This is a genomic window from Nitrospira sp., from assembly GCA_029194535.1.
Classification (GTDB): domain Bacteria; phylum Nitrospirota; class Nitrospiria; order Nitrospirales; family Nitrospiraceae; genus Nitrospira_C.
Window position 1 is genome coordinate 2,322,612 of sequence record JARFXR010000001.1, and the last position, 18,659, is coordinate 2,341,270.

Below are 18,659 nucleotides of genomic sequence, written 5' to 3' on the forward strand. Positions count from 1 at the left end.
TGTGACCCGGACACACTGCATGCCGGATTCCTCCGCCGATCAAGACACGCATTTCATGAGGATGGCGCTGGCCCTCGCCGCATGCGCGACCGCCGTCGGAGAAGTTCCCATCGCCGCGGTACTGGTGCAGGGGACGGAGGTGCTCGCCTCGTCGCATAACTTCCGAGAAAGCTGGCAGGACCCGACCGCACATGCCGAACTGATCATCATCCGGGAGGCAGCCAAACGGTCCGGGACCTGGCGGCTGCTCGATACGACGTTGTACGTGACGGTCGAGCCTTGCCCGATGTGTCTCGGCGCCGTCATCCTCGCCAGAATTCCGCGCGTGGTCTACGGCGCCAGAGATGCGAAGGGCGGCGCCTGCGGATCCGTCCTTGATTTCACCGACAACCCTCGTCTCAATCATCATGTGGCCGTGACGGGGCGCGTCCTCGAAGAGGAAAGCCAGGCCCTGCTCCAGGAGTTTTTTCGGGGGTTGCGGAGCGCTGGATAGTCGGTGGAAGGTGAGGACACGCGCCTGATCCGACGCTACCGTTCCGGCATGCCTTGCAGGATCGCCGTTCCATGGAACGCGACTGCGGCGGCCCATCCGAGTCCGCATGACGGCCACTGGACACGCCATCCCTTGTCCATATTCGAGCCGGCAAGAATGAGGATCTCGGCCTGCCGTTCCCGGCCGCTGAAGTCGACTTCACACTCTCCCAACGAAGGGAGACCTCTCCCCTGCCCCTTCAGGACCGCTTCTTTTGCCACCCAATACTGAAAGAACCGGCGCGTCCGCTGCGCCGACGGCTGTGCCGTGAGGGCGGCATATTCCGCCTGCGTGTAGAACCGCTCGGCCAGCTTGAGCGCCTCGACATCCTCGCGCACCAGTTCCAGATCCGCCCCCACCTCCCTATGCTTCGCGACCGCCAATAACATCCGGCCATGCGAATGGGACATATTGAAAGAGACGGTGGAGAAATCGGACCCCGGCAGCAGCATCGGCTTCCCTGCCCGGCTCCGTCCAAGCGGCAATGCGGCCGGCGGTCTTCCGGCATATCGGGCGAGCAATGCACGGAGACAGCCATGAGCCGCGATGTATCGTCGTCTGTCCGTTTCGTGAACAAAACGCGATGCGCGCAATCGCTCTTCTGCGTCGAGATAGGAGTGGAGCGGATCAAGACATGAGTCGGCGTCGTCCAGACCGCATTGCCACACATGAATGGTGCCGTCTTTGATCTGTAGGGTGGATTCAACGGTGTCGAGGATACGGTCGGAGGGAGTCAAAGGAATGGACGGGGGACGGACCGGCACGTGCCTGTCCATGGCTTATGATCTCACGGTCGGACGAGCCGGCAGTCCGACCATACTGGCGTCGACGATACGTCCTTCCTCCAACTTGATGACCCGGTCGCCTAGATGGAAATACCGGTCGTCGTGCGTGATGACGACGACGCTCTTGCCGCGAGCCCGCAAATCCGGCAACAGCTGCCGATAGAATACCTCTTTGTACTCGGGATCCTGATCGGCCGCCCATTCGTCGAAGATATAGATCGCCCGATTCTCCAGGTAGGCGGTTACGAGCGCCAGTCGTTTGCGTTGTCCCTGTGAAAGTTCGGTCGTCGAGAATCTACGCCCGCTGATGGTGACCTTGTGGTCGATCTGCAGCCGGGTAAGATACGAATGCGCCTCGGCTTCGACCGACGATTCATCGAGACCGAGCAACTTATCGAACAGGAAAAAATCCGAAAACACCACGGAATAATGATCGCGATACCAGGCCCGATTGGCGTCGGTGACGACCTGCCCGCCGAGACGAATCTCTCCCTGTTGGGGAGGATACAACCCGGAGAGGACTTTGACAAAGGTTGATTTTCCGCTGCCGTTTCCACCGATGACGAAGACGAGTTCCCCGGGTTCGATCTCGATGTCGATCGGCCCGAGCGAAAAACAATGCTCTCGCCGGACGTCGCTCGCATAGGTGAAGACGACTCCCCGCAGTTCGACGACGGGAGTCGCCTGCAACTCCTCATTCGAATCGACGACGTCCGGTTTGACCCATTCGTCAAGCGAGACGCCGAGTTTTTGAATATTGTCGAACGCGACTTGTCCCTTTTCCAACGTCGGCAACACACCGATGATGCCCCAAATCGGCGCCATCATATACAGCAGTACCACCACATAGCCGATCAGCGATTCGGGAGACAGCGAAAACAGGAGGGGAAAGACGAACAGAATCACGCCGATCATCGTATAGAACGCCAATTGGGACCAGGCTTCGGCGAACGCGTATTGTCGGGACGCCTCGATGCTGCTGACCCGGCATCGATCAGCCGCTCCGTACAGCTCCAGATCAAGAAACTCCTTCCGGCGGCTGCGATGCATCATCAACTCCTTGATGCCCTCTGTCAGCGAGCGAAGTTGCCGGAAAAGCTGCGCGCGCGCCTCGCGGGAGGAATAGATCGTCGCGAACGCCCTCATATGCAGCCAACGATAACCCCATGCCCCCAGCAAGGTGGCCGTGACGACGAGGAGAAACGTCGGCAGGGATAACCATGCGAGGTAGATTCCGCACCCGGCCACGATCGCGCCGTTCATCGCCAAATTCGGCAAACATTGGATCGACCAGGCCAGCATGCTCACGTCGTCGCTGAGCGTGACCAGGATATTCGATGGACCTTGCGCTTCAATGCGATGGAACGGCGCCTTCAGGATCTTGTCACACAGCTTCAGGGAGAGCTCCAGCGTCATGTCCTGGGAAAAACGGGTCAACATCAGCTGCGAGGCTATTTGCGTGAGCAACTTGCCCATGACGACGCCGACGAAGCCCGCTGCCAGGAGCGCGCCCTCGTCTTGGCGGTGCTGGAGCACCCGATTGATCAGCGCCAGCACGGCCGCGCTGCACAGGCCTGAGAGCACGCCGACGCCCACCATCGCCAATAAAATTGATCTGGAGCGCTGCACCAGAAAATACAAGAACCGGGGAAAATGCAGAGTCATCGCGACTCCCTCACCATGTTCGCTTGTTCCCCGCTCGGTCCCGCGTCGGTATGGCCCCGGAAGCGGCGTTGCATGTGGCCGGCCAATTCTTCCACATAGGGAGACACGAACATGCGCCCGGAGTTTTCGGCCGGAAGGTAGATGCGGCCGCTATGATGGCCTCCCAAGTCCTGCCACCCATGGCGGGTGTCGGCCACACCTTCCCGGACAATGTTCCTGGATGCGACGACATTGACGATGCAGCCGTCCATCGGTTCCACGCAGTATCGTGACACGGCGACCAAGGTCGCCTTTGTCAGACGCTGAATCTGAAAATCCTGATCCATAATGTGCTCCGTGACGGATTGATCGATCAGGCCCTTCAAGACCTGTCCCTTTCGTTTCATGGTGGGCCACCATTCTCGAAGAGGCAGGCGCACGATCGTCCGGATGTCCGAGCAGATCTTTCCCAGAACGACGGCGCCCATGAAGACAGGATTGAGCAATCGTCGCCGATAGCGCGCATAAGAGTCGGGATGCCAGGTATCGAGCATGAAGATGGTGGTCTCCTTTTTCTCCGCCCGTAGCTGCCGAGCCATCTCATAGGCGATCAGCCCCCCCGTGCACACCCCGGCGATCAGGAACGGTCCCTGCGGATGGACCTGCTTGATTGCCTGGACATAGTGAGCCGCCATATTCGGCACAGAAGTAAAGGGCGCTTCCTTGCCGTCCAAGCCGCGCGCCTGAAGACCATAAATCGGCTGATCGGCTCCCAACAGTTTAGCCAGCTTGGCGAAGACCAGGACGTTTCCTCCGACGCCTGGCACCATGAACAGCGGCGTCAACACGCCTTCCGCTTGAATGGCCACCAACGATTGCCAGGGCGGCGTCCAATTGGCCTGAGTGAGCACCGCCGCAAGATCCGCGATGGTCGGCGCTTGAAACAGCGTGGCGAGCGGCAACTGCCTGCCGAACACGGCTTCCAGTTGGAAGAACAGCTGAGCCGCCTTGAAGGAATGGCCGCCCAAATCGAAAAAATTGTCGTGGATGCCGATTGCCTGCATGTCCAGCACCTGCTGCCAGAGGGCGGTCAATTGCAGTTCCATACTGTTTCTTGGAGCGATGCGGGCGACCCCTTCGGTACGGCCGGATGTCTCGGGCTCGGGCAATGCCCGCACGTCGATTTTGTTGTTGGCGGTGAGCGGCAGCCTGTCCATCATGACAAAATATGAGGGAACCATGTACTCCGGCATGAAGGCCCGCGCATAGGCCCGCAGTTCATCGGCAGCCGGTACGGCTCCTGCCGCCGCCACCACGTAAGCGGCAAGTTGGTTGAAACCGTGCTGATCGGCCCTGGTGATGACGACTGTCTGCCGGATCTTCGGATGACGGCTCAACACCGATTGGATTTCTTCCAGTTCGATCCGGAAGCCACGGACCTTGACCTGGGTATCCAACCGTCCCATGTGGATCAGTTTGCCGTCTTCGCGGTATCGGGCCAGATCACCGGTCCGATAAATCCTGGCTTCAGGGTCGCTTGAAAACGGATGCGGAATGAATCGGTCCCGGGTCAGATCGGATCGTCGATGATAGCCTTGCGCCAGTCCCGCTCCCCCGATGAACAGTTCTCCCGGCACGCCGATGGGCACGGGATGCAAGTGTGCATCCAGCACATAGACTTCCGTGTTCGCGATCGGCCGGCCGATCGTAATCTCGGCCTCGTCCGGCGTCACCCGATCCATCGTCGACCACACGGTGGTTTCGGTCGGACCGTACATGTTCCACAATGCCTTGGTTCGCTTGAGAAGCTGGGAGGCCAGATCGGGAGGAAGTGCCTCGCCTCCGCAGAGCGCTGTCAGAACGGAGCTTCCAGACCAGCCGGATTCGACCAAAAGACGCCATGTGGCGGGCGTCGCCTGCATGATCGTCGGTTGCATCGCTTCCAGCGCACGCATCAGGCGCCAGCCGTCCATGGCTACGGCCCGGCTCACCAATTCAACTCGTGCTCCCACCAACAGGGGTAGATAGATCTCAAGCGCCGCGATATCGAACGACAAGGTCGTCACGGAAAGCATGACGTCGGCGGCGGCGCATCCGGGTTGGCGTTTCATCGCCCACAGGAAATTCATCAACGACCCTTGTCGAATCTGCACACCCTTGGGGTGGCCGGTGGACCCGGACGTGTACAGCACGTAGGCCAAGTCCTGAGTCGTCGCCATGGGAGCCAGGTTGTCGTCCGCCTCATGTCGGGCGTCGGCGGCTTCACGGTCGAGACAGATCGGACGACAGCGCTGACCTACGAATCGTTCGGCGAGTGTGGATGTCGTAAGGACAACCGGCGCGCCTGAATCCTCGATCATGAAGCGGAGTCTGTCGCGTGGATAGTCCGGATCCAACGGCACATAACACCCGCCCGCCTTCATGATGGCGAGGAGACCCGCCACCATCTCGATGGAGCGATCCAGGCACAGTCCGACGAGGGTCTTGGGTTGCACTCCGGCGCGGATCAACTGCCTGGCCAGCCGGTTCGCCTTGACGTTCAGTTCGTGATAGGACAGGCCGGTGCCGTCCATCGATACCGCGACGGCATCGGGAGTTCGTTGGACCTGCGCTTCAAAGAGTTCGGGGAAACACTGGGTATGGGGGTACGGAGCAGCCGTTCTGTTCCACTCCATGAGCAACTGCGTCCGCTCGGGCTTGCCGAGCATGGCCAGCTCTGAGATGTGTACGTCCGGACGCCGGAGGGCATCATGCAAGAGAGTCAAGAAGTGCCGCAGCAGACGCACGGCCGTCTCCCGCTTGAACAGGTCGGTATTGAACGTGAGGTACGCCTTCTTGGCCACCTCGAGCTCGATCGTCAGACTCAGGTCGAACTGGGCGGATCCCGGATCGACTTCGAACGGCTCCCACTTGAGGCCGTAGAGCTGAATGTCCCCGATCGGGGCGTTCACCATGTTGAACAGCACCTGGATCAGCGGGGGCATGCTGGGATCCCGCGCCGTTTGCAACGTATCCACCAAGCGATCGAATGGATAGTCCTGGTTGGTAAATGCGCCGAGCGAGGCCTCCTTGACTCGTTCGACCAGTTCGACAAAGGGGGGATCGCCGCCGAGATCCAATCTGATGACCAGCGTGTTGACGAAGGTGCCGATCAACTGCTCCATGGCCATTTGCGTCCGATTCGCAATCGGCGAGCCGATCGCGATGTCGGTTTGCCCAGAATAGCGGCTCAACAGCAGCTGGAAACAGGCCAGCATGGTCATGAAGGACGTGACCCTGTTTCGCGCGCCGAATTTCTTGAGCGTCTCAATCGTCGAATCGGGAATGTCTATCGCGCAATAGGCGCCACGGAACGTCTGCATCGCCGGCCGCGGATAGTCCGTCGGTATGTTGACGGTGGCCAGGTCTGCCAACGCCTGCTTCCAATAGTCTCCCTGATCTTTGAGGACCTCGTCCGTCAGACAACGGCGTTGCCACACCGCATAGTCCGCGTACTGCACGGCCAGCGGCATTTCTGGCAGCGGGAGATCCTGGCTCAGCGCGTTGTAGAACGAGGCGAAGTCCCGCCCGAGAATGCCGAACGACCATTGGTCACCGACGATGTGATGCAGATTGAGAATCAGGATATGGTCGTCCTGATCGAGCTTCACCATCGAGATGCGTGCAAGCGGCCCTCGCTCTAAGTCGAATGGGCGTCTTCCCTCTTCCTGAGCGATGCGGCGCGCCTCCTGCTCGCGCATCTCCTTCGGCAACCGGCGCAGGTCGATTTCTACGAGGTGAGGAGACTGCCAGGGAGCGATTCGCTGCACCGGCCCGGCGGCGGTCATGGAAAACGTCGTTCGGAAGGCTTCATGGCGGCTGGACAATCGATCGACCACCTGGCGCAATATCGGAACTTTGAGCGAACCTTTTTGCCGTGAGACGAACAACAGATTGTAGGCGGTGGCTTCTGGGGCGAGCTGTTGAATGAACCACATCCGCTGTTGGGAATAGGACAGCGGAAGCGGTTTTGCCCGTGAAACCGGAATGATGGGCGGCAACGGCGGTCGAGCGTTGGCCCGGCTCTGCTCGGCTCTGATCCGGTCGGCCAAACCCGCGATGGTCGGATCGTCGAACAGCGATCTGATGGGAAGCTCCACGCGGAAGACCTCGCGAACACGGGACACCACCTGGCTCGCCAGCAGCGAGTGACCGCCGAGGGTGAAAAAACTCTCGTGAACATCCGGAGCGGGCCGGCCGAGGATCTCGGACCAGAGTTCAATGAGGCTTTGTTCAATCTGATCGCGGGGCCGAGCCGGCGACGCGCCGCTCGGCTGCGTCGCCTCGATCCGCTGTCGCAACGCGGTACGGTCGACCTTTCCGCTGGGAAGCAACGGGAGCGCGTCCAGCACCGCGATCGCCGCCGGTACCATGTATGAGGGCACCTTTCGCCGGAGCAGACCCAGGAGATAGGAACTCGCTGGAGCCGGTTTGTGATCGACGGTCACGAACGCAACCAGCATCGGCCCCGCCGCCGGTGCCGCCTGCACGACCGCGACGGCGTCGTGGATACCGGGCAGCGTTCGCAGATTGCCCTCGACCTCGCCCAGTTCGATCCGATACCCGCGAATCTTGACTTGCTCGTCTTCCCGGCCGATGAATTCAATGTTGCCGTCCTGCCGGAAGAGGCCGAGATCACCGGTTCTGTACAGACGCGTCCCGGGCCGGAAGGGATTGTCTACGAACCTCTCCCGGGTCAACTCCGGCTGGTTATGGTATCCGCGGGCGAGCCCGGATCCTCCGAGATACAGTTCACCAATGACGCCGACCGGAACCGGCTGCAACGAAGGATTCAGCAGATAGACCGTCGCATTGGCAATGGGTCTTCCAATGGGTACCCGTACGCCTTGTTCCGTGCCGTTCGTCTGATACACGGTCGTCCAGACTGTCGCCTCCGTGGGGCCGTACTCGTTATAGAGCGACACGTTCGGGAGTCGCTCGTAGTGACGGTGCACCACGTCCGGATGCAAACTCTCTCCCGCTGTGACCACGACCCGCAACGTCTGCAACAACGACGGCGACCCCTCGCGCAACATCACTTCGTACAGCGAAGGTATGAGCACCATGTGCGTGACCGCATGCCCCGCGATCAGTGCCACCAGCTGATCGGCGTCGCGCGCGGCGTCTTCCGGGGGAACGATCAATGTCCCACCGTACAAGGTGGACCAGAAGATGCTCGTAATTGATCCGTCGAACGCCAGGGGAAAGGTCAGGAGGCACCGTTCCGCCCCCGTTCCATAGTAGTGCAGCCGTGCCGCCAGGGAATGCTGCAGAGCCCGATGCGTGACCTCGACCCCTTTGGGGCGACCGGTCGAACCGGAGGTATAGATGATATAGGCCAGCTGATCGGGCTGTATGGCCGACAACGGCCCGGTCGGCATCGCCGATGCGCCGGGCTCCTGGAGCCCCTCCAATTCGATCACCTTGTCGTCGGCGAAGGGAAGTTGCATCCGCAGATGCCGCTGCGTGATCACGAGGCTGACTCCGGCATCTTCAAAGATCAGGCGTTGACGTTGCTCCGGAGCACCAGGATCCACCGGAACATACGCGGCGCCGGCTTTCAGGATGCCGAAGAGACCCACAAGGCTGTCTACGGAACGCTCGACACACAGTCCCACGCGCACAGGTTTTCCCTTCGTCACCCCACAGATAACGCGAGCCAGCGCCGTCGACTGGACGTCCAAGTCACGATAGGACAGCCGGGTCTCTCCGCACAGGACGGCCGGGTGGTCGGGCGAAACTTGGGCATGGCGCGCGAGCAGGTCCGCAATCGTGTCCTCGCAGGCAAGCTCGGCGCCGGTGACGTTCCAATCTTCCAGCACCAGCCGGCGTTCCGCTTCATCCAGCAACGGCAACTCGGAGACGAGCATTGCCGGATGAGCGACCATCGCCTGCACCAGCACCAGGATCTGGTCGAGCATCCGATCGATGGTCGAGCCGTCGAAAATCTCCTTGTCGTACAACATGATGAATTCGAGCCCCTCCCGCCGGTTCAAGACGAGCAGGGTCAGGTCGAACTCGACCGCGACATCATCGACGGGCAGGTGGCTGGCTCGAAGATCACGAAATGCCAGGTCGGCCAAAGGATCGTCCTCCCAGACGATCATGACGTTGAAGGGAACGGCCGGAGATCCGTTTCCTTGGGCATTCAAGGCTTCCAGAACCCGCTCGAACGGCACGTCTTGATGGTCGTACGCCCCCGCCACAACGCTTCGCGAGCGGCTCAAGAGATCGCGCACGGTGCCGACTGCGGCCAGATCCAGGCGCAACACGACGGTATTGGCGAAATATCCGATCGCTTGTTCCCATCCGGACAGCCGCCGATTGGCCACCACCGATCCTACGGCGATGTCGTCGGTTCTTGCGCACCGCTGGAGCCAAACCGCAAATGCTGCGTAGAGCAGCATGAACCTTGTGACCCCTTCCCGTCGGCAGAACAGCTCGACCTCCTCAAGCAACGACTTGTCAGGCATGCGGTAACGGGCGCCGCCGAGGTATCGCCGTACCCGCGGCCGAGTGCGATCCGTAGGGATCTGAAGTACGGATGGGTAGTGAGCGAGGAGACGTGTCCAATAATCCAAGTGCGAAACCGGTTCCGGTGAAGTCCCCTCTCGCTGGGTCTCGACATACTCCCGGTATCCTTGCTCCGACGGGAGCGGAAGCCCGCTTACTTCGCCGTCCGCATTGTAGATCGCCGCCAACTCCCTCATGAGCACGCGCAACGACCATCCGTCGGCGATGAGTCGATGGACGGTCAGCACCAATATGTGCTCATCCTGTCCTCGATCCAGGAGCAGAGCCCGCAGGAGAGGAGGCGTGCGCAGGTCGAACGGGACGAGCGTCTCCTCCTTGATCCACCTTCGAACTTCGTCATCCAGGCTCCCTGTCGGAAGGTCTGCCAAGGAGAAGTGGCGCATCCGGACATCCACCTCTGTCATGACTTGTTCCTGAACCTCGTCGGCCGCCACGGAGTAGCCGGCCCGCAGCAGCCGGTGACGACGGACGAGTTCCGTCAGGCTGTCCTGAAGCCGGCTGCGATGAAGCAGGCCGCAGAGCCGAATCGCAAGCACGATGTGATTGAGCGCCCCTCCGGGATGCATCTGCTCGATGAACCACAGCCTCCGCTGACCCGGTGAGAGGTTGCTAGGCCGAACGGGTTCAACGTCCCCGACCGCTTGCAACTGGCGCCGCCGGAGGCCAGGCAGCCTGGAGTCGGCTTCCTCCGGCTGTTGGCGGGAGGATAATGCCCGTGCGTTGCCCATCCGGGCGAGGTCCCTGAGCGTGCACTGTCCGAAGAGTTGACCGAATGTCACGTCGATGCCGAAGTCCGACTCGAGCCGGTGCTTGAACATCGTGATTTTGAGGGAATCGAGTCCGTAGCCGACCATCGGCCTGTCCAGCCGGACTTGATCGGAAGCGACGCCGGCACAATCTGCGAATGCGTGGATCAAAGCCGCTTCGCGGTCATCCCCCGCCAGCGGTAGCGGTCGCGCTTCCCCCTCTAAAACAGGATCTGTCACATCCGTCGCCGTATGCGAGGCCACGACCGCAAGTGTTCGGGTCAGGTAGGCGGCTCGACAGGCGCGACGCCGGACTTTTCCGCTCGAGGTTCTTGGAATGGCGCCGGAACGGACGAAGACGACGGCATGGACCGGAGCGCCGCAGAGTTCGGCGATCGCGGTCCGTATGGAAGTGGCGACCGCATCGGTATCCAGATCCCGGACGCGCTCGAGTTCCTGTACGACCACGAGCTGTTCAGTCCGCTCTCCTTCGATCGTGAAGGCCGCACAACCGCCGCGCCGCAGCCCGACATGACAACCGTCCACCGCCAGTTCCAAATCCTGCGGATAGAGATTTCGACCGTTCAGGATGATGAGGTCCTTGAGTCTCCCTGCGATGAAAAGCTGGCCGCCATGCTGAAAGCCCAGATCCCCCGTACGGAGATACCGTCGCGTCCGATCCTCTCCGCCCGAGACGAAGGTCTCATCGTTGAGTTCCGTCCTGTTCCAGTAGCCCTCCGAGATGTTGGGTCCCGACACCCACACTTCACCCACTTCGTCCGGTGGACAGTCGACCAAGGTCGTCGGATTAACGATCCGGATCCGCACATCAGGAAGCGGCCGCCCACAACCGACCAGCGTGCGAATGCCCTCTCCACGACCGGCCTTCGGTTCCACACGGTTGATCTCCAGCTTCTCGGCCGCGACCGACAAGATCAGCGGAGCCTCGTCAACATGAGCGCTCGTGACAACCAGTGTCGCTTCGGCCAAACCATAGGCCGGCATCAGCGCCGTCTGTTTGAAGCCGTGCGGGGCGAAAGCGCCGCAGAATTCCTCAATCGTGGAAGAACGGATCGGTTCCGCACCGCAACTGGCTACGGCCCAGCCGCTCAGTTCGGCGGTCCAATCTGGCCGTTTGGTCACTGCTTGGACGCAAGCTTCATAGGCAAAATTGGGGGCGCCGCTGTGGGAAATCTTCCAACGGTCGACAGCCTCGAGCCATCGAAGCGGCCGACGGATAAACGTCACCGGAGACATCAGAAACGCCGGTATGCCGGCATAAAACGGCCCGATGATCCCGTGCACAAGTCCGTAGTCATGAAAATACGGCAGCCAGCAGAGCGATCGGCTTCCTGCTCCGACCGCCGTCGATACGGTCAACCCATGGCATTGCGCCAGTACGTTGCCGTGAGAAATCATCACCCCGCGCGGTCTGGTCGTCGATCCTGAGGTGTATTGCAGATAGGCGATTGAAGATCCCTGTTCCGCCTGCCGGATCTGATTCTGCTTTTCCGATGGCAGGGGCTCTTGAGGTTGATCGAGGGTGAAGGAAGGCGGGAGGGCGACGCCGATTTCGGTGGACAAATGCGCAAGTGTGGTTTCGACCCCCGACGTGGTCAAGATCAACGAGACGGACGCATCCTCGAGAATGGCCAGCAATCCGGGAAGGCTGTTCTTTGACCTGAGTGGATCGGGCGGAGGCGCAGGAACCGGAACCAGGCCGGCGAGAATTGCTGCCCAGAACGCACAGACCACGTCAAGCCCCGGAGAAAACAGCAGAAGGGTTCTTGTGCCGGGCTCCGCGCGTCGGCGAAGCTGCGTGGCGAGTTGGCCGACCTGTTTGGCAAGCCGCTCATATGTATAGTGTTCGCCCAATTCAAGATCATCGCGAACATAGGCATACGCCGTTGCCTGCGGATCACGGCCGCAGCGCCACAAGAAGAGTTCGTCCAGCCGGGGAATCGAGCTCGGCACCTGCATCAACATGCGGCAAGCGATCCGGTATGGGTGAGATGTCCGCGCATACGATTATGTAGGATTGGGATCATATAGCGTCGCACGGCGTCGAACTGACCAGGCGAGTATCGACGAACCGCCTCCGGAGTCTCGCCGAACGCCGCGTGAGTATTACCGCACGGCAAGAGGTCCCAAAGCCTGTAATAGTACACAAGATATAGTACATAAACGGGTAAAACCAAAGCACAAAACCTAATCTTGGCCATGGAGACGATTTGCACCCCGCAGAAAACCCCATTGAAAAATGACGCCTTGCACGGTAAGCTCCCCGCTGCTGCTGAAGCGAACGGAGACCTAGCGGTCCTGCCGGAAGTGAGTCTCACCAGCGAACGGAGAGGTGCGAGAGCGGCCGAATCGGGCAGTCTCGAAAACTGCTGTCCCGGTAACGGGACCGTGGGTTCGAATCCCACCCTCTCCGCCAACTAGGCACGACACAGTAGACATCACATCGGCGATTCGTCGAATGCATCGCCGCAGACTTCTCAAGACGCTTTCGCTTTCTGCCTCAGGGCCTTTCGCACTTGGAGCAGGGCCCAGGTATCGCGCGTGCAATAGCGCATCAAGGCATCCCTGGTCGCCGCCTGCTCGATCCAATCAGTCTCAATAAAGACCATGTAATAGTAAGCCGCTGCTGCTTGTCCCCCATCCCGAATTGTCAGGTCGTCGTAGCTCATGGACGGCACCATAGCCGGCAACACCGACTTGAGCGAATACGAGCCCCAAAAATCCGGGTGGTAATAGTGGGCTCGGATCACGGCCTGCAGGTCCCAGAGACGCTTGAGCACTCCCCGAAAGGCGGACCGAAACTCCGGAAAATCCTCCATCAATTGCTTGACCACCGCCTGTTCGTATGCCGAATAGACACAGATGGTCCCCTGTTCTCCCAAAGACTCGAGCAACGACTCGGCCCAACGTCGTCTCGGCTCCGTCGGCTGATCATGAAGAAACTCGTGATGCACCGCTGCGCCGGATTCGTACTCGATGTGATTCGACCATTGCATGGGAATCGATTGGTACGGTCTGGTGAGCGAAAACCGAGGAATGGCCGGCATGATCGTCTCAAAATCCAGGTGATGAACCGGATAGCGAATCGACTCGAGCGCGGCCTTGAGTTTCGGCGAAATCCACTCGACGTTGTCTTTCATCCGGCGTTGGATGAGAGCCAGAGGTGCCTCCGCCGGAATCTCGTCGATCGTCATGATGCCTTGTTGAGCCAATCCATCGACTGCAACCTTGGGTCCCGACAGTCGATAGATCCATCGGTCCGGTTTGTCTTTCGTGCAGTGCGCCCAGAACGGACATTCGTAGGGACTGAGACAATGGTGATCCGGTTCGACGGCCGGCGGCTCGAGAGCCCTCAGTCGCTCCTTCATGACGGCCAGCAGGCCGGAAACCTCGGCTCTTCGTCTGGTGACGGCTTCCGAGACGTCCTCGATCGCAAACAGTTGCTCCAGATCGAGATCCCCTCCTCGATAGCGATACCCCGTGTTGATGTGCATCAGACAGGACCCGACAAGCCGGATCCCCGCCTGCAGAAGCACGTAGCTTTGGACGGCCAGGTCAGAGAGGTGAACATCCTTGACCTTCGTTGACGATTTCACCTCGATCAGGCGCCAGCCCGGTTCACCACCTTCATCAGCGGGCGTCCGCTCCAGAATATCGACGCGCACAAACACGCCGTTGCATTCGAACGCCGCCTCGAAAATCGCGGGCACGCTCGGATCCTCGAGCAAAGCCGCCGTCCGTGCCAAGGCTGCCTCGCGTCGGCGGACACCCGCGGCGACGAGTACGCCGCCGGGGAAGCGGCGTTGCGCCACAACGCCGATCTCCTGTCCCATGTTCAGTAAGGCCTGCGTGGCGCTGTCCGGAGGGGTCGCGAGGTAGGGCCGGTGAACTTCCAGATAGACCCGCTTGAGGCATTGAAGACCGGCCAGGAACTTGGACTTCGAGAGCCGCGGCGGTGCCGCACATTCCGATGAATCGGTGTGCCCCTCCATTCCGTTCATAAGTGTCGCCCGGACGAAGACCCGACTGTCCGGCTCGGTAGTCTGTTAGGATAGCGCCCCATGGCCGACGGTGTCACTCAGATCAGACGCTCCGTCATCACCCTTGCGCTTCCGGTCACCGTCAGCAGCTTGCTGCAACGAACCGAAGGCATTGTCGCTGTGTTTCTGGTCGGCGGGCTCGGTGCTGCTCCGATCGCGGCGGTCGGTCTTGGTCAACTGTTGGCCTTCATCGCTACAACGCTCGTGTCCGGCCTTTCCGTCGGCACGAACGTGATCATCGCTCAACTGTGGGGCGCGCGGCGACGGAAAGACGCAAGCCAGGCCGCACGGGAATTTCTCGGCCTCTCCATCGCCGTTTCGCTGGTCCTCATGGTCTCCGGTTTTCTCTTGAATCGGTCGGCCATGGAGGTCCTAGGCGCGGCACCGGACGTCGTGGCGCTCGCGCTCCCCTACTCTACGCTCATTTTTCTGGTCATGCCGTTCACGGTCCTGCTTCAGGTGATGTCGTCCATCCTGCAAGGCACCGGCGACACGAAGACGCCGATGTACGCGATGATCACCGTGAACCTCCTCCACGTCACCCTCGCGTATCCATTGATTTATGGCCGATGGGGGCTCCCCGCGCTCGGTGTGCAAGGTGCCGCGGTTGCGGTCGGGTTCGCCGAAGCGGCCGGTTCGCTCTATTTGTTTCGCCGCTGTCGACCGCTCCTCCACGGACGAAAGCAGATTCGCATGGACTTCCTCCGAACCATTTGGCAGGTGGGAGCACCGGTCTCAGGTGAGCGAATCGTACAGCAAGCCGGCATCTTGCTGTACACCAAAATCGTGTTGGGGTACGGCACCGTCTCCTATGCAGCACATCAAGTCGGTCTCTCGATCGAATCCCTATCCTTCCTGCCGGGCTACGGCTTCGCCATTGCCGCCGCGACCATGGTCGGCCAAAGTATCGGTGCGGGAAAGTATACGCGCGCGAAACTGGAGAACTGGGAGGCTAACCGCTTGGCCTCCCTCGTCATGGCCATGATGGGTGTCGTCTTCTTCTTTTTCCCCTACGTACTGCTTCGCGCGTTCACGAATGATGAGGCGGTGATCGAGCTAGGTACGGTGTTTCTGAAAATCGTGGCCTTGCTGCAAGTACCCCTGGCCTTGACCATGGTTCTGGCCGGATCCCTGCGCGGGGCCGGCGATACCCACTTCATTATGGTCGCCACGACGATCGGCATGTGGGCCGTTCGCGTGCCGTTTGCCATCGTGACCGGTCTCTGGTTGCAGCTGGAGGTCCTCTATGTCTGGCTGGCCATGATCGCGGACTGGACGTTGCGGATGGGGTTGATGCTGTGGCGATACCGCTCCGAGCGGTGGAAGGCCATTCAAGTGATCCGTTGAGCCGATCAGCGCGGCGGAGCACACTGAGGCGGGCGCTCGGGTGGTCTGGTATCGCGGCCCTTCCCAGCCCTCACCTCGATACGGCCCAATCCCTTGACGTTCGCGCAAAGATCCCCGAGTCCTGGAGTGAGCAGCCGAAACGGCCCCCCCTTCGATTCAGGGAGCGACTTACCGTCGAGTTCGTACAGGATGAACCCGTATTCTTTGGCTTGCGGCAGCGTGAGCGTCGCCGCATACTTACCGTCGAAGGAATGGAAGGTGACGTGATCGGCCCCCAGGGAAAGGGCCGGCAGCTCGAGCAATCCATTGACTCGAATCGCCCGACCGTGCATGCCGGGCATGATCGTGCCGATGTCTTCCACCTGGTGCTCCGCCGGCAACTGGCGCAGAGTCGATCGCTCCAACGACACAGCTTGAACGACGGCGCCGTCGATGCGGACGACCTCCGGGCCGCTCTTCGCCTTTTCCGTGATGGTCTTGATCATGGCGGTCAACGCTTCATTCACGGGTGTGGGGATGCCGAACGTCCGGCCTTGATCCACAATGTAACCGTTCAGATTCCGAATCTCGGTACGCCGCCCGGCTTTCCAATCATCGTACATCGAGGTATGAATGTCCCGAATCTCCTCTGTCCATTTCACGACTCGATCCGCCATATCCGGCGGCAGCGGTACTTTCACAGCGGCCGAGACCGCCGCGACCTCCCCGACGATCTGGCGGATAACGCCCGTCATTTCTGGATGATCCAATGCCTGCGCGACCTTGTCGTCGATCAAGACGGTGATCGGATTGAAGACGCAGTTCCAGCACATCTTTTCCCACTTGCTGCGCCGGATATCCTTGGACAGCTGACAGGGCACGCCCGCCGCGGCGAATACATCACGAATGCGCAGCAGACGTTCGCTCTCGTGTCCCATCAATTCCCCGATGGCGACCGCCCCTTTCTTGTAGTGGTCGATAACACCCGGCTCCGCGATCTTGGAATAGATGAAGGCCACCCCGCCGACCACGCAGTCTCGCTTGAGGCGGGCAAGGATGCGGTCTTCGGTGTCGATCCCGTTTTGAAGCGTGAGCAGCACCGTGTGGTCGTCGATCACCGGCTCGAGTTGGTCCATCACCTCGTCGAGATCATAGGCCTTCACGCCAAGGATGATAAGATCCGGTCGTGGAAGGTCTCGAGGATCGGAGGATGCTCGAGGGCGCACCGTGACAGTGCCGCCCGCGCTCCGCACCGTCAATCCATGCTGTTTGACGGCGGAGAGCGTCTTGGGCCGCAGGAGGAAAGTCACGTCCGGATTCGCCTTGGCCAGTTGGACGCCGAAGTAGCCTCCGACCGAACCAGCGCCGACTACCATGATGTGTGTCATGCCGTCCCCGGTAATTGCCTTCACTGTGCCGCTACTATAACATGGTGCGCACGATGACGCAGCGCTCGGCGTCCGGAACGAGAACGCTCCCTTGAAGTCGGACCTCGCCATCCTAAAGTCCACACTCGCCGCAGCCGAGGCCGTCACCGTGTTGACCGGCGCGGGCATCTCCTCGGACAGCGGGGTGCCGACGTTTCGCGGCAACGACGGATTGTGGCGTAACTTCCGAGCGGAGGACCTCGCCACACCCGAAGCCTTTGCCCGCGATCCGCGGCTGGTCTGGGAATGGTACAACTGGCGCAGAGAGCTCATCGCCTCCAAGCAGCCGAATCCGGCTCACCACGCCGTCGCGGAGCTTGAACGACGAGCCGGCTGCTTTTGGCTTATCACGCAGAACATCGACGGACTACACCGATCCGCCGGATCGGAACAACTCACGGAAATCCACGGCAACATTTGGATGGTCCGCTGCACCTCCTGCGGGCGGATCGAAGAAAATCGTGCCGTCCCGATACCACTGCTCCCTCTCTGTCGGCACTGCAGCGGTCTCCTGCGCCCGCATATCGTCTGGTTCGGTGAGCCGCTCCGGCATGAAGACCTCACGCAATGCGACGCAGCGCTCAACCGGTGCGACCTCCTGCTCGTGATCGGAACATCCGGAGTCGTCTATCCGGCGGCCGGATTCGCGGCGGTAGCCAAGAAGGCCGGTGCGTTCGTGGCGGAAATCAATCCGGAGCCGACGCCGCAATCCGAGCTTGTCAACCTGGTCCTGCGCGGCCGCGCCAAGGAGATCGTGCCGCTTCTGCTATAGACCGGCCAGATAGGCGGGAATTTCGTCGAGTGTTCTGATCGTCGGCAAGTTCGAGCCTTGATATCGGCCGCATCGGTCAAGGAGAAGCGCGTTCAACCCCGCCTTCGCTGCCCCCTCCGCATCGTCCCTCGGGCTGTCTCCCACATGGAGCGCCTCGCCCGGATCCACCGCATGCTTGTCGATCGCCAGCCGGAAGATCTTGGCCGAAGGTTTTGCCGCGCGCGCGAGGCTGGAAATCGTCACTGTATCGAACGCCTGCGCGATCTCCAGCCCCCGCAACAGGGCGAAGATGCGTGAATCGAAATTGGAAATGATACCGAGTTCGACGCCCTGCGTCCGCAACCGATCCAATGTCGCCCGCGTCTCGGGAAACAGCCTCCAGGAGGTCGGATTTTCGAAGACGTCGAAGACCCGGTCGAAAAAGTCGTCGAACCGCTCAAAAAGTCCTACTCGATAGAAGACGCTGTGGACGATATCGAACCACCAAAGACGTTCACTTTGCTTGATCTGCGCAGGTTCAGTCGCGGCAAAGACCGGCGGTGGCGCTTCGCGAAACGCCCGGCTGAACGCCTGTTTGATCGCCGTCAGGGAATCACTCGTTTCCTTGAATCCAAACTCCACCGCATGGCGGAGATAGATTTCTTCCACCGCCCCGTTCACGTGGAACAGGGTGTCGGCTGCATCAAAAAAGACGACTCGCACCCGCGTGCTCATCGGCAATTCTCAACGGAGGATGGAGCAAGAAGCAGCATCGATCGGCCATTTTCTTGACAAAGAATATGCCCCCTGCTAG

Annotated in this window: 9 protein-coding genes and 1 tRNA gene; 4 read left to right on the forward strand and 6 right to left on the reverse strand. The window is 60.6% G+C overall.

Features of this window, described 5'->3' with window-relative positions:
* Positions 1-19 precede the first annotated feature (19 nt).
* Entirely contained in the window at positions 20-493 is a 474-nt protein-coding gene (gene tadA, locus P0111_10725; GenBank protein MDF0644497.1) for a tRNA adenosine(34) deaminase TadA, read from the forward strand.
* Positions 494-528: 35 nt separating this feature from the next.
* On the opposite strand, the gene P0111_10730 is transcribed toward tadA, so the two are convergent.
* From P0111_10730 to P0111_10740, 3 genes are read right to left on the reverse strand one after another with little or no spacing between them, the layout of a single operon-like run.
* On the reverse strand, positions 529-1,296 hold the full coding sequence (locus tag P0111_10730) for a 4'-phosphopantetheinyl transferase superfamily protein (protein ID MDF0644498.1): 768 nt from the start codon (positions 1,294-1,296) through the stop codon (positions 529-531).
* A 15-nt stretch (positions 1,297-1,311) separates the two neighbouring features.
* The gene (locus tag P0111_10735; GenBank protein MDF0644499.1) at positions 1,312-2,982 is read right to left on the reverse strand and encodes a cyclic peptide export ABC transporter; all 1,671 of its coding nucleotides are present in this window, start codon (positions 2,980-2,982) and stop codon (positions 1,312-1,314) included.
* Complete coding sequence (locus P0111_10740) at positions 2,979-12,266, reverse strand: amino acid adenylation domain-containing protein (protein ID MDF0644500.1); 9,288 nt, start codon at positions 12,264-12,266, stop codon at positions 2,979-2,981. Before P0111_10740 ends, P0111_10735 begins: the two co-directional genes overlap by 4 nt.
* Positions 12,267-12,627: 361 nt before the next feature.
* On the opposite strand from P0111_10740, the gene P0111_10745 reads away from it, so the two are divergent.
* Positions 12,628-12,717 (forward strand) — tRNA-Ser (locus P0111_10745).
* A gap of 61 nt (positions 12,718-12,778) precedes the next feature.
* Here P0111_10745 and P0111_10750 read toward each other — a convergent pair.
* Complete coding sequence (locus P0111_10750) at positions 12,779-14,302, reverse strand: DUF2779 domain-containing protein (protein MDF0644501.1); 1,524 nt, start codon at positions 14,300-14,302, stop codon at positions 12,779-12,781.
* Positions 14,303-14,362: 60 nt separating this feature from the next.
* On the opposite strand from P0111_10750, the gene P0111_10755 reads away from it, so the two are divergent.
* On the forward strand, positions 14,363-15,688 hold the full coding sequence (locus tag P0111_10755) for an MATE family efflux transporter (GenBank protein MDF0644502.1): 1,326 nt from the start codon (positions 14,363-14,365) through the stop codon (positions 15,686-15,688).
* Between the two features lie 5 nt (positions 15,689-15,693).
* On the opposite strand, the gene P0111_10760 is transcribed toward P0111_10755, so the two are convergent.
* The gene (locus tag P0111_10760; GenBank protein ID MDF0644503.1) at positions 15,694-17,055 is read right to left on the reverse strand and encodes a 2-dehydropantoate 2-reductase; all 1,362 of its coding nucleotides are present in this window, start codon (positions 17,053-17,055) and stop codon (positions 15,694-15,696) included.
* A 91-nt stretch (positions 17,056-17,146) separates the two neighbouring features.
* Here P0111_10760 and P0111_10765 point away from each other — a divergent pair, with 91 nt between their 5' ends.
* Positions 17,147-17,866 (forward strand): NAD-dependent deacylase, encoded by a 720-nt coding sequence (locus P0111_10765; protein ID MDF0644504.1) that lies wholly within the window; start codon positions 17,147-17,149, stop codon positions 17,864-17,866.
* On the opposite strand, the gene P0111_10770 is transcribed toward P0111_10765, so the two are convergent.
* Positions 17,861-18,580, reverse strand: coding sequence for an HAD-IA family hydrolase (locus P0111_10770; protein MDF0644505.1), 720 nt, complete (start codon positions 18,578-18,580; stop codon positions 17,861-17,863). The two genes, P0111_10765 and P0111_10770, sit on opposite strands and share 6 nt — an antisense overlap.
* Positions 18,581-18,659 lie beyond the last annotated feature (79 nt).

Excerpts from the sequence above, each read along its gene's own strand:
- tadA (MDF0644497.1), top strand. The coding sequence starts at position 20 with ATGCCGGATTCCTCCGCCGATCAAGACACGCATTTCATGAGGATGGCG.
- P0111_10735 (MDF0644499.1), bottom strand. The coding sequence starts at position 2,982 with ATGACTCTGCATTTTCCCCGGTTCTTGTATTTTCTGGTGCAGCGCTCC.
- P0111_10740 (MDF0644500.1), bottom strand. The coding sequence starts at position 12,266 with ATGTTGATGCAGGTGCCGAGCTCGATTCCCCGGCTGGACGAACTCTTC.
- P0111_10750 (MDF0644501.1), bottom strand. The coding sequence starts at position 14,302 with ATGAACGGAATGGAGGGGCACACCGATTCATCGGAATGTGCGGCACCG.
- P0111_10755 (MDF0644502.1), top strand. The coding sequence starts at position 14,363 with ATGGCCGACGGTGTCACTCAGATCAGACGCTCCGTCATCACCCTTGCG.
- P0111_10760 (MDF0644503.1), bottom strand. The coding sequence starts at position 17,055 with ATGACACACATCATGGTAGTCGGCGCTGGTTCGGTCGGAGGCTACTTC.
- P0111_10770 (MDF0644505.1), bottom strand. The coding sequence starts at position 18,580 with ATGAGCACGCGGGTGCGAGTCGTCTTTTTTGATGCAGCCGACACCCTG.